Origin of the sequence: Stenotrophomonas sp. GD03777, from assembly GCF_029842485.1 — a bacterium.
Taxonomy (GTDB): Bacteria; Pseudomonadota; Gammaproteobacteria; order Xanthomonadales; family Xanthomonadaceae; genus Stenotrophomonas; species Stenotrophomonas sepilia.
Genome location: NZ_JAOCGL010000043.1, coordinates 19,773 through 31,466, shown reverse-complemented (window position 1 = coordinate 31,466; position 11,694 = coordinate 19,773). Strand labels below are relative to the sequence as shown.

Sequence of the window (11,694 nt, the reverse complement as noted above, 5' to 3'; positions counted from 1 at the left end):
ACACGCCGAGGCGCAGTCCGGGCAGGTCGCCGTCGGCGGGCAGCAGGATCGGCTGCTGGCGGATGCCGCCGAAGTGCTTGACCTGGAACAGCACGTCCAAGCCGTGGCCACTGGCGCCGCCACCACTGGCTGCAGGCGGCTCGGCGCGGCCGCCGGGATTGCGCCGTGCCGGCTGGAAGCCGGGCGTGCTACGCACCAGCTCAACCGTGCTGGCCGAAAAGTCGCCCGCGATCAGGCTGGGCATGCCTTCGGCGGTGGCGCCGATCCAGGTCATCAGGTCGCTGGTCTGGTGTTGGCGGGCGGTGGCCTCGTCCGGGTCCGGGCGGAGCCGCGCCACATAGATGTTGACCAGCGCCTCGCCCAGCTTCAGCCGCATCATGCCGGCCGCACTGAAGGTGCCGGGAGGATGCAGCAGGGTCACGCCGTCCTCGCTCACCGGCAGCCGGGTCAGCATGGCGTTGCCATGCCGCAGTGGCTGGCTGGGTGGGTCGGCGGTGACGAAGTCGCAGCTGTAGCGCAGCCGGCTGGCCAGCCAGCAGGCCGGGTTGCGGCCTTGCTGCTGCAGCACCTGCTGCACCGAGATCACGTCCGGCTGCAGGTCGGTCAGCAGTTGTGCGACCTGCTCGCGGCGCTGCTTCCATTGCGCGTCATCGCGGCTGGGCAGCTCCAGCGCGGCTACCGTCAGCTGCCGAGGTTCGCTCTCACGGGCAACGGCGGCCGGCGCCTGTGGTCGTGCCTGCGCCTGCAATGCCAGCAACAGCGCAAGGCAGCTGAGCAGGAGGCGGGCGGGGGCGAGGGGGCGCATAACGATAAGTTTACGCTTTTGCCGTGCAGGTGCCGTGACTTCCGGCAGGGCCTGCACTGCCTGCCACGGATTGGCACCGTTGTCATGCAGCCCTGCAGCGTGCTTCGCAAGCCCCGGTTCCGGTAACCTTGCGCCTTTCGCTTTGCAGGAATGCCTTACAGGATGAGCCACGACGCAGTCGCCCCCATCGCCGGCCAAGGAAAGATGCCGCGCCAGATTCCGTACATCATCGGCAATGAGGCCTGCGAACGGTTCAGTTTCTACGGGATGCGCAACATCCTGGTGCAGTTCCTGATCACCTCGCTGCTGCTGCAGGAAATCACTGCGGAAGGCCGTGCCGGTGAAGCCAAGGACATCATGCACAGCTTCATGATCGGCGTGTATTTCTTCCCGCTGCTCGGTGGCTGGCTGGCCGACAGGTTCTTCGGCAAGTACCACACGATCCTCTGGTTCAGCCTGGTCTACTGCGCCGGCCACCTGTGCCTGGCGCTGTTCGAGAACAGCCGCGAGGGCTTCTTCCTCGGCCTGGGCCTGATCGCGCTGGGTGCCGGTGGCATCAAGCCGCTGGTGGCCTCGTTCATGGGCGACCAGTTCGACCAGAGCAACAAGCACCTGGCCAAGATCGTCTTCGACGCCTTCTACTGGATCATCAACTTCGGCTCGCTGTTCGCCTCGCTGCTGATCCCGCTGGCACTGAAGAACTGGGGGCCGCAGTGGGCGTTCGGTATCCCGGGCATCCTGATGTTCATTGCAACCTTCGTGTTCTGGCTGGGCCGCAAGCGCTACGTGCTGGTGCCGCTGCCGCCGAAGGATCCGCATTCGTTCGCCAACGTGGTGCGTACCGCGCTGACCACGCGCGTGGCCGGCCAGGGCCGTCCGGGCCTGGTGATCGCCGTGCTCGGCCTGGCGCTGGCGGCGGCCTCGTTCGGCCTGGTCGGCTCGCTGGGCATCGTGATCTGCCTGTGCCTGGCGCTGGTGGCCATCCTCGCCGGCATCGGTGGCGGCACTTGGTTGCAGCTGGACCGCGCCCGTGGCCAGCATCCGGCCGAAGCCGTGGAAGGCGTGCGCTCGGTGCTGCGCGTGCTGGTGATCTTCGCGCTGACCACGCCGTTCTTCTCGCTGTTCGACCAGAAGGCCTCGACCTGGGTCCTGCAGGGCCAGCAGATGCAGATGCCGAGCTGGTTCACCGCCTCGCAGATGCAGGCGCTGAACCCGCTGCTGGTGATGATCCTGATTCCGTTCAACAACCTGGTGCTGTACCCGGCCCTGCGCCGCTTCGGCTTCGAGCCGACCGCGCTGCGCCGCATGACCGCCGGCATCGCCTTCAGCGGCCTGGCCTGGATCGTGGTCGGCGGCATCCAGGTGGTGATGGACGGCGGCAACGCCATGTCGATCTTCTGGCAGATGCTGCCGTATGCGCTGCTGACCTTCGGTGAGGTGCTGGTCTCGGCCACCGGCCTGGAGTTCGCCTACAGCCAGGCGCCGCAGGCGATGAAGGGCGTGGTGATGAGCTTCTGGAACCTGACCACCACCATCGGCAACCTGTGGGTGCTGCTGTCGAACGCTGCCGTGCGCAACGATGCCGTGACCCACAGGATTGCCAGTACGGGCCTGAGCGAAGCGGCGTTCCTGATGTTCTTCTTCGCCGGTTTCGCCTTCGTCGCGGCGTTGGCCTTCGGTTGGTACGCGAAACGCTATCGTATGGTCGATAACTACCGTAGCGCCTGAGCCTGACATGACCCCCGTCAATCTGCTGTTGATCGCCATCACCGCCATCCTGTCGTGGATGGCCTTCAACAACCGCAAGCTGGCCGATCGCCTGATCCTGTGGCCGCCGGCCGTCGACCGCCATCGCCAGTACGACCGGCTGGTGACCTATGGCTTCATCCACGCCGACTGGTCGCACCTGATCTTCAACATGATCACCCTGTTCTTCTTCGGGGGATTCATCGAGAGCGTGATGGTGCAGCTGACCGGCAGCTACCTGACCTACCCGGCGTTCTACATCGGCGCGCTGCTGGTCTCGATCCTGCCCAGCTACCTGAAGAACCAGAAGAATCCGAACTACCTCAGCCTCGGGGCATCCGGTGCGGTGTCGGCGGTCCTGTTCGCCTTCATCCTGATCAAGCCGTGGTCGATCATCCTGGTGTTCTTCATCCCGGCACCGGCGATCATCTATGCCGCGTTCTACGTCGGCTACAGCATCTGGATGGACAAGCGCGGCGGCGATCGCATCAACCACAGCGCGCACCTGGCAGGTGCGGCGTTCGGCGTGATCTTCATGCTGGCCATGCAGCCGAGCATCTTCAACCACTTCCTGCGCGAACTCTCCAACCCGACCTTCCGCCTGGGCGGCTGAAGCGTGCCAGGGTCGGATCCTGCGGATCAGACCCTGGCGTATCCGGTTTCAGGCCTGGGTCGTGTGGCCGTAGGTATCCAGCAGGCGGGCGAATACTTCCTCGCCGATGCGCTGGAAATCCTGATCCTCGGTCTGCCCTTCCACCGCCAGTTGCAGCAGGCCCTCCAGCAGGGCGCGGTCGGTATCGGAATGGGAATCGCTGGCGTGCATGGGAGCCTCCACGGTGGTGCGCATGATCAACGGTCGCAAGGGTCGTGCCAGCCTGGCCGTACCCCGCCATAGGCGATAGCGGCCGGCGACCCTCCAGCTTGAGGGCGAAAACTGACGTGAATGGACTGGACTTGCCCCTGTTCAGGCTTCACGCGATCATGGCGCCCGGCTGCGCACCATCCACGCAGTCGCCGCAGGAGACAGTTCCATGGCTTCGGTCACGCCCCCCGGTCTGGCCTACGAGGTCGAACACGATCTGGCCAACCACCGCTTCACCGCCCGTGTGCGAGGACAGCTGGCGGTGCTGGACTACCAGATCAAGCGCAAGCGCATGGTCATCACCCACACCGAGGTGCCTGAGCCGATCGCCGGCCGTGGCATCGCCGGTGAGCTGACCCGCGTGGCACTGCGTTTCGCCCGCGAGCAGAAGTACAAGGTGGTGCCGGCATGTTCCTACGCCGAGGCCTTCCTGCAGCGGCACGAGGAGTACCACGACCTGCTCGTTGGCTGAATGCCAGCGGGCCACGCTTCAGCCATGGCAGGCGATGATGTACAAACATGAACAGGGGATCCCGATGAAGATTGGAAACAACCGGCCACTGCACGGCAGCGTGCTGGCCGGCGTGGTGGGCGTGCTGTTGCTGGCCGGTTGCCAGCGTGAAAGCGAGCCGGCGCCGGTAACCGACGCGGCGCCCGCCGCCGAAGCCACCGCCGCCGGCGAGACGCCGGCCACGGAAGCGCCGCTGGACCTGCGCGACGTGATCGAAAACAACGAGCGCGAAGTGGTGGGCATCAGCTACCCGGCCGGTATCGACCGCTACCCCGGCCTGGCGCGCGCGCTGCAGAGTTATGCGACGAGTGCACGCAGTGACCTGCAGCAGGCTCTGGACGGGCTGGGCAATGACAAGCCGACCATGCCCTACGAGCTGTCGCTGAGCTTCGAGAAGCTGCTGGAAACCCCGCAGCTGGTGGTGGTCAGTGCCGATGGCAGCCGCTACACCGGTGGCGCCCATGGCGAACCGCTGGTGGCGCGCTTCGTATGGCTGCCGCAGCAGCAGCAGATGCTCAGTGCCGACAAGCTGGTGACCGATGCCAAGGGCTGGAAGGCAATCAGCGATTTCGTCTCCGACCAGCTGCGCGAACGCGTGGCCACGCGGCTCAGCGGCGAGGACATGGACCCGGCCCAACTGCAGGAATCCCTGCGCAACGCATCGCGCATGATCGCCGACGGGACTGGCCCGCAGGCCGACAATTTCAGCCAGTTCCAGCCACTGACCGACGACAAGGGGCAGATCACCGCGCTGCGCTTTGTTTTCCCTCCGTACCAGGTGGGTCCATACTCGGACGGCACCCAGACCGCCGATGTACCGGCGGCGGTGCTGTTGCCGCACGTGGCCAAGGACTACGTGGAGCTGTTCGCACGCGGTTGACCGCAGTCGAGGAGGTGACGTGGATACAGGGTTGCAGGAGCGGGTCGCCGGCCTGCTCCACGAAGCCGGGGTCCGCATCGGCGGTACCCAGCCACAGGACATCCAGGTGCATGACCCGCGCTTCTTCGCGCGGGTCATGGGCCAAGGCTCGCTCGGCCTGGGCGAGAGCTACATGGAAGGGTGGTGGGATGCGAACGTCCTGGATGAATTCCTCGCCCACCTGATGCAGGCGCACCTGGATGAACGGGTGCACGGCTGGCGCGAAGTGGCCGATGCGCTGAAGGCGCGCCTGTTCAACCTGCAGGCGGGGCAGGGCAGCTACGAGGTCGGGCGCCGTCATTACGACCTGGGCAACGATCTCTACCAGGCCATGCTGGGCCAGCGCCTGGTCTACAGCTGCGGCTATTGGCGCAACGCCGATGATCTCGACGCCGCACAGGAAGCCAAGCTCGACCTGGTCTGCCGAAAGCTGGGCCTGCGCCCGGGCCAGCGCGTGCTGGACATCGGCTGCGGTTGGGGCGAAGCGCTGAAGTTCGCCGCTGAGCGCTACGGTGTGAGTGGCGTCGGCGTGACGATTTCGCAGGAGCAGGCCGAGTTCGCGCGGAACCTGTGCGCGGGCCTGCCGATCGAGATCCGACTGCAGGACTATCGCGAGCTGGATGAACCGTTCGATGCGATTTTCTCCATCGGCATGTTCGAGCACGTCGGTGACAAGAACTACGCGGGCTTTTTCGAGGTGGCCAAGCGCTGCCTGTCGCAGCGCGGCCTGCTGCTGTTGCACACCATCGGCACCAACATCTCCCGGCATCGCACCGATCCGTGGATCGCGCGCTACATCTTTCCCAACTCGATGCTGCCGTCGGCGGCGCAGATCACCCGGGCGTTCGAAGGCCGTTTCGTGCTGGAAGACTGGCACAACTTCGGCACCGACTACGACCTGACCCTGCAGGCCTGGCGGCGCAACGTAGAGGCGGCGTGGCCACGGCTGGATGCGCGCTACGACGAGCACTTCCGCCGCATGTGGCGCTTCTACCTGGCCGGGTCGATGGCCACCTTCCGCTGCCGCCACGCGCAGCTGTGGCAGCTGGTGCTATCGCCGGATGGCGTGCCGGGCGGGTACGTGGCGCCACGATGAAGCCAGCGCGGGGTCGGAGACCCCGGGGTCAGATCCCTTTTCACAGAAAAGGGCTCTGACCCCAACCACAACAAAAAAACCGCCCGGTCTCCCGGGCGGTTTTCGTTTCACGCTACCGCGCAGGTGATCAGTTGCCGGCGCCGGTCAGGCCACGCTTTTCCAGCAGCGGTTCGATCTGCGGCTCGTGGCCGGCGAAATCGCGGAACAGCTGCATCGCGTCGACGCTGCCGCCCTTGGACAGCAGCGTGGCGCGGAAGTGGTCGCCGTTCTTGCGGCTCAGGCCGCCATTGTCCTTGAACCACTTCTGGGTGTTGGCATCGAGCACTTCCGACCAGATGTAGGCGTAGTAGCCGGCCGAATAGCCGCCCATGATGTGGCTGAAGTACGGGGTCTTGTAACGCGGCGGAACCGGCGCGTAGTAGATGCCGTCCTTATCCAGCGCGGCGCGCTCGAAGGCCATCACGTCCTTGGCCGCCGGCACCTGGTCCGGGCCGATCTGGTGCCAGCGCTGATCCAGCATGGCCGCACCCAGGTACTCGGTGGTGGCGAAGCCCTGGTTGAACTTGGCCGCCGCCAGCACCTTGTCCAGCAGCGCCTGCGGCATCGCCGAACCGTTCTGGTAGTGCTTGGCGTAGTTCTTCAGGATGACCGGGTTGTCAGCCCACATCTCGTTGACCTGCGAGGGGAACTCGACGAAGTCACGCGGCACCGAGGTGCCCGAGAAGTACGGGTACTTCACGTTGGAGAACATGCCGTGCAGGGCGTGGCCGAACTCGTGGAAGGTGGTGTTCACCTCGTCCCAGGTCAGCAGGGTCGGCTGGCCGGCCGGCGGCTTCGGAATGTTCAGGTGGTTGGCGACCACCGGCTTGAAGCCGGTCAGCTTGGACTGCGAGACGTAGGAGTTCATCCACGCACCACCGCGCTTGGAGGCGCGTGCATACGGGTCGAAGATGAAGATCGCCAGCTGGCTGCCGTCGGCATCGAACACGTCGTAGACGGTGACGTCATCGTGATAGACCGGCAGGTCGGTGCGCTGCTTGAAGGTCAGGCCGAATTCCAGGTTGGCGGCATGGAACACGCCGTTCTCCAGCACGTTCTTCATTTCGAAGTACGGCTTCAGCTGCGACTCGTCGAAGTTGTACTTGGCCTGGCGCACCTTCTCGCTGTAGAAGGCCCAGTCCCACGGTTCCAGCTTGAACGTCGGCTTGCCGGCCGCCTTCTGTTCCTGGTCGATCATCGCCTGCAGGTCGGCAGCTTCGCGCTTGGCGTTGGCCACGGCGGCCGGAGCCAGCTTGCCCAGCATCGCGTTGACCGCTTCGGGGGTCTTGGCGGTCTGGTTGGTCAGGTTGTAGGCGGCGAAGTTCGGGAAGCCCATCAGCTTGGCCTTGTCGGCACGTAGCTGCATGATGCGCGAGACCAGCGCGGTGTTGTCGAACTCACCGCCACGGCTGCCACGGCTGACCGACGCTTCGTAGATCTTCTGGCGCAGGGCGCGGTTGGCCAGGTTGGTCAGCGGCGGCTGGCCGGTGGTGTTGAGCAGGGTGATCACGTACTTGCCGTCCTGGCCGCGGGCCTTGGCGGCTTCGGCGGCGGCGGCGATCTGCTCCTTGGACAGGCCGTCCAGCGCCTTGACGTCGTCGACGGTGATTGCCGAAGCGTTCACTTCCGACTGCACGTTCTGGCTGAACTTGGTGCCGAGGTTGGCCAGCTCGGCGTTCATCTCCTTCAGCTTGGCCTTGTCGGCCTCGGACAGCTTGGCGCCTGCGCGCACGTAGTTGTCGTAGTACTTCTCGACCAGGCGCACGCCTTCGGCGTCCAGGCCCAGCTGGCTGCGGGTGTCATACAGCGCCTGGATGCGGGCGAACAGCTTGCCGTTCAGCGCGATCGCATCGCTGTGCGCGGCGAACTTCGCCGAGTAGTCGGCCTGCAGCTTCTTGCGGGTGTCGTTGGTATCGGCGCCGACCAGGCTGAAGAACACGGTGGTCGCGCGGTCGAGGATGTCACCGCTTTTTTCCAGGGCGATGATGGTGTTGTCGAAGGTCGGCTTGGCCTTGTTGTTGGCGATGGCCTCCACTTCCTTCAGCTGCTGCGCCATGCCGGCGTCGAAGGCCGGGGCGAAGTCGCTGTCCTTGATCCTGTCGAACTGCGGATAATGCAGGGGCAGCGGGCTTTCGGCGAAGAACGGATTGGCCTGCTGGGCATGGGTGCTGGCAGACGGGGTGACGGCGCTGGCCGAGAAGGCGGGCAGGGCAAGGCCGAGGGACATGGCCACGGCAAGGGCAAGGCGGGTGGTCAAGGCAGGGACTCCGGTAAGGCAAACAAGGGCCCGAGGGTAACCCGGCCGGCGGCGCCCGCACTTGTGTCAAAAGGCATGTTGCCGGCTCCGGGCGCGGGTACCATGCATTCACCGCCCACGGCCCGCCATCATGACCAGCGCCTACGATTTCAGCTTCCGTGACCTCGACGGCCAGCCGCAGGCGCTGGCCCGTTATCAGGGCCACCCGTTGCTGCTGGTGAACGTCGCCAGCCGCTGTGGCTTCACCCCGCAGTACACCGGCCTGGAACAGTTGTGGCAGGACTACCGCGAGCGCGGCCTGGTGGTGATCGGCTTCCCGTGCAACCAGTTCGGTGCGCAGGAGCCGGGGGACGCGGCGCAGATCCGCCAGTTCTGTTCGCTGGACTATCCGGTCAGCTTTCCGCTGTCGGAGAAGATCGAGGTCAACGGCGAGGGCGCTGATCCGTTATGGGCCTGGATGACGCACGAAAAGCGTGGCCTGCTCGGCAGTGCCCGCATCAAGTGGAATTTCAGCAAGTTCCTGGTCGATCGCCAGGGGCAGGTGGTGTCGCGGCATGCGCCCACCACCAGGCCGGAGCAGTTGCGCAGCGCGATCGAAGCGCTGCTGTGAGGTAGTGCCGGCCGCTGGCCGGCAATCCCATGGTGCCAGGAAGCGCGGGCCAGCGGCCGGCACTGCCGTTGCAGCATCATTTCTCGACGAACGCGCGCTCGAACACGTAGTGGCCCGGTTGGCCGATGCGCGGCGAAACCTGGAAACCCCGGGCATCGAGCACGGTGCGAAGGTCGGCCAGCATCTGCGGGCTGCCGCAGATCATCGCGCGGTCGTTTTCCGGGCTCAGTTCCGGCAGGCCGAGGGTGCGCTGCATCTCGCCGCTCTCCATCAGCTGGGTCAGGCGGCCCTGGTTGGCGAACGGCTCGCGGGTGACGGCCGGGTAGTACAGCAGCTTGTCGCCGATCATCTCGCCGAGGAACTCGTGCTCACGCAGTTCCCTCTCGAAGTAATCGCGGTAGGCCAGGTCCTTTTCGTAGCGCACGCCGTGGCACAGGATCACCTTCTCGAAGCGCTCGTAGGTTTCCGGGTCCTTGATGACCGACAGCCACGGCGCCAGGCCGGTGCCGGTGCCCAGCAGGTACAGGTTCCTGCCGGGATGCAGGTCGCTGATCAGCAGGGTGCCGGTGGGCTTCTTGCCGACCAGTACCTTGTCGCCCGGCTTGATGTGCTGCAGGCGCGAGGTCAGCGGGCCGTCCTGCACCTTGATGCTGAAGAACTCCAGCTGTTCTTCCCAGTTGGCACTGGCAATGGAATAGGCGCGCAGCAGCGGTCGCGCCTCGGTTTCCAGGCCGATCATCACGAACTGGCCGTTCTCGAAGCGGAAGCCGCTGTCGCGGGTGGTGGTGAAGCTGAAGTAGGCATCGGTCCAGTGACGGACCTCAAGCACCGTTTCGGCGCCGAAAGCGGAGGACATGGGCGTATCTATCGAAAGTCGTCGGGGGTAATTCTATCTCAAATGAGACAAGTTCTCATTGGGCGGAACGAGAGGCGTTCTCAGCGGTAACCCGCCGCCTGCAGCTCGAACAGCTCGGCATAGCGGCCGCCCTGCGCCATCAGCTGCGCATGGGTGCCGCTGGCCTCGATCCGGCCATCGGCCAGCACCAGGATGCGGTCGGCCATGCGTACCGAGGAAAAGCGGTGGGAAATCAGTACTGCGGTGCGATTATCCGCCAGTTCCCTGAACCGCTGGAACACCTCGAACTCACTGCGGGCATCCAGCGCTGCCGTTGGCTCATCCAGGATCATCACCTGCGCATTGCGCATCCATGCGCGGGCAATGGCGATCTTCTGCCACTGGCCACCGGACAGGTCCACGCCCTGCTTGAAGCGGCGGCCGATCTGCTGGTCGTAGCCGCCGGGCAGGTCGTCGATGACTTCCTCGGCCATGCCGCGTCGCGCCGCGTCAGCGATGCGTGCCTGGTCGTCCATCGCCTCGACCTGGCCGACGCCAATGTTTTCGCCGGCGCTGAGGTTGTAGCGCACGAAGTCCTGGAAGATCACCCCGAGGTTGGCGCGCAGGTCATCCAGGTCGTAATCGCGCAGGTCGCGGCCATCGAGCAGGATGCGGCCTTCGTCCGGTTCGTACAGCCGCGCCAGCAGCTTCACCAGGGTGGTTTTGCCGGCGCCGTTCTCGCCGACCAGGGCCAGCACTTCGCCGGCGTGCAGCTGGAAATCCAGGTGACGCACCGCCCACTGTTCGGCATCGGGGTAGCGGAAGCCGACGTTCTCGAATACGAAGCCCTGGCGGATCGGTTGCGGCACGCGCACGGCCCCATCGCGCGAGTGGATTTCCGGCTGGATCTGGAAGAACGAGAACAGGTCATCCAGGTACAGCGCCTGGCTGGCCACCTGCGAAAAGCCGATCAGCAGGCCTTCCAGCAGCTGGCGCAGGCGCAGGAAGCTGCCGGCGAGGAAGGTCAGGTCGCCGATCGAGAAGTCCCCACGCACCGTGCGCCATGCGATGTAGGCGTAGGCGGTGTAATACCCCAGCGTGCCCAGCGCAGCCAGCAGCGTGCCCCAGAACGCGCGGCGCCGTGCCAGGGCGCGGTTGGCCTGGAACAATGCCACCGACAGGCGCCGGTAGCGCTCCACCAGGAAGCGGTGCAGGTTGTAGATCTTCACTTCCTTGGCCGTTTCCACGCTGGCGCCCAGCTGGCGCAGGTAGTCGAGCTGGCGGCGCTCGGGCGTCCACTGGAAGTTGAGGCTGTAGCCGGCCGCGTTGAAGTGCGATTCGCCGATGAAGGCCGGCACCAGTGCCAGCGCCAGCAGCAGGATCAGCCACGGCGCGTAGACCAGCAGGCCGACGGCGAGGCTGGCCACGGTGATCGCGTCCTGCACCTGGCCGAACAGCTGGCTCATCAGGTTCATCCTGCCCATGGTCTGGCGGCGCGCACGGTCCAGCTTGTCCTGCAGGTCCGGGTCTTCGAAATCCTCCAGGTCCAGCGTCGCGGCGTGTTCCATCAGGCGGATGCTGGTGGCGTTGGCGAACAGTTCGGAAAGCAGAACGTCGGCATAGCTGACCAGCCGGCCGAGCAGGTCTGAGGCGATGGCCAGGCCGAATTCCAGTGCCAGCAAGCCCAGCAGTGGATTGAGCAGGCCGCTGGACAGCGCCTCGCCCAGCGGCGGGAAGCCGGCATCGTGCTGGCTCAGGTGCAGGGCGCTGTCGATGATCAGCTTGCCGACGTAGAGCATCGCCACCGGCAGCAGCGCACGGATCAGGCGCAGCCCCAGGCTGGCCAGGGTCAGCGCCGGACTGGTCTTCCAGACCATGCGCAGGAAGGGGGGCAGATTGCGCATCGCCCTGAAGCGCTGGCGCAGGCTGGGTTTCTTCGCGGCGGCAGTAGGCATGCCGCCATTGTGCGCGCGCACGGCGTGCAGATGGGGTCATATGGGGTCAGATCCCTTTG

At 65.6% G+C, this 11,694-nt stretch carries 11 protein-coding genes; 6 read left to right on the top strand and 5 right to left on the bottom strand.

The annotated features are described in order from the left end of the window. Nucleotides 1–805 (bottom strand): endonuclease/exonuclease/phosphatase family protein (locus tag N5E02_RS11270; RefSeq protein ID WP_279946268.1); only part of this gene is annotated, 805 nt, incomplete at its 3' end. A gap of 162 nt (nucleotides 806–967) precedes the next feature. On the opposite strand from N5E02_RS11270, the gene N5E02_RS11265 reads away from it, so the two are divergent. Both N5E02_RS11265 and N5E02_RS11260 read left to right on the top strand, forming a co-directional pair. After that, complete coding sequence (locus N5E02_RS11265) at nucleotides 968–2,533, top strand: oligopeptide:H+ symporter (RefSeq protein ID WP_061477998.1); 1,566 nt, start codon at nucleotides 968–970, stop codon at nucleotides 2,531–2,533. Nucleotides 2,534–2,540: 7 nt separating this feature from the next. After that, a complete protein-coding gene (locus N5E02_RS11260; protein ID WP_005417591.1) occupies nucleotides 2,541–3,164 on the top strand; it encodes a rhomboid family intramembrane serine protease in 624 nt (207 codons plus the stop codon). A 48-nt stretch (nucleotides 3,165–3,212) separates the two neighbouring features. On the opposite strand, the gene N5E02_RS11255 is transcribed toward N5E02_RS11260, so the two are convergent. Then, a complete protein-coding gene (locus tag N5E02_RS11255) occupies nucleotides 3,213–3,374 on the bottom strand; it encodes a hypothetical protein (RefSeq protein WP_162911592.1) in 162 nt (53 codons plus the stop codon). Between the two features lie 208 nt (nucleotides 3,375–3,582). Between N5E02_RS11255 and N5E02_RS11250 the strand changes: the two genes are divergently transcribed. Genes N5E02_RS11250 through cfa form a run of 3 tightly spaced genes read left to right on the top strand, consistent with a single transcriptional unit; the run spans nucleotide 3,583 to nucleotide 5,939 of the window. Then, nucleotides 3,583–3,885 carry a GNAT family N-acetyltransferase gene (locus N5E02_RS11250; RefSeq protein WP_005417588.1) on the top strand — a complete coding sequence of 101 codons (303 nt, stop codon included), beginning with the start codon at nucleotides 3,583–3,585 and terminating at the stop codon, nucleotides 3,883–3,885. A gap of 37 nt (nucleotides 3,886–3,922) precedes the next feature. After that, the gene (locus tag N5E02_RS11245; RefSeq protein WP_005417582.1) at nucleotides 3,923–4,804 is read left to right on the top strand and encodes a DUF3298 and DUF4163 domain-containing protein; all 882 of its coding nucleotides are present in this window, start codon (nucleotides 3,923–3,925) and stop codon (nucleotides 4,802–4,804) included. Between the two features lie 19 nt (nucleotides 4,805–4,823). After that, a complete protein-coding gene (gene cfa / locus N5E02_RS11240; protein WP_279946267.1) occupies nucleotides 4,824–5,939 on the top strand; it encodes a cyclopropane fatty acyl phospholipid synthase in 1,116 nt (371 codons plus the stop codon). Nucleotides 5,940–6,066: 127 nt separating this feature from the next. Here cfa and N5E02_RS11235 read toward each other — a convergent pair whose 3' ends face one another. Then, on the bottom strand, nucleotides 6,067–8,235 hold the full coding sequence (locus tag N5E02_RS11235) for a M3 family metallopeptidase (RefSeq protein ID WP_279946266.1): 2,169 nt from the start codon (nucleotides 8,233–8,235) through the stop codon (nucleotides 6,067–6,069). A 130-nt stretch (nucleotides 8,236–8,365) separates the two neighbouring features. Here N5E02_RS11235 and N5E02_RS11230 point away from each other — a divergent pair, with 130 nt between their 5' ends. Continuing rightward, nucleotides 8,366–8,845, top strand: coding sequence for a glutathione peroxidase (locus N5E02_RS11230; protein WP_053497833.1), 480 nt, complete (start codon nucleotides 8,366–8,368; stop codon nucleotides 8,843–8,845). A 76-nt stretch (nucleotides 8,846–8,921) separates the two neighbouring features. On the opposite strand, the gene N5E02_RS11225 is transcribed toward N5E02_RS11230, so the two are convergent. Beyond that, nucleotides 8,922–9,701: a ferredoxin--NADP reductase gene (locus tag N5E02_RS11225; protein ID WP_005417572.1), complete on the bottom strand. Its 780-nt coding sequence runs from the start codon at nucleotides 9,699–9,701 to the stop codon at nucleotides 8,922–8,924. 80 nt (nucleotides 9,702–9,781) lie between these two features. Then, nucleotides 9,782–11,635 carry an ABC transporter ATP-binding protein gene (locus N5E02_RS11220; RefSeq protein WP_053497830.1) on the bottom strand — a complete coding sequence of 618 codons (1,854 nt, stop codon included), beginning with the start codon at nucleotides 11,633–11,635 and terminating at the stop codon, nucleotides 9,782–9,784. Between the last annotated feature and the right edge of the window lie 59 nt (nucleotides 11,636–11,694).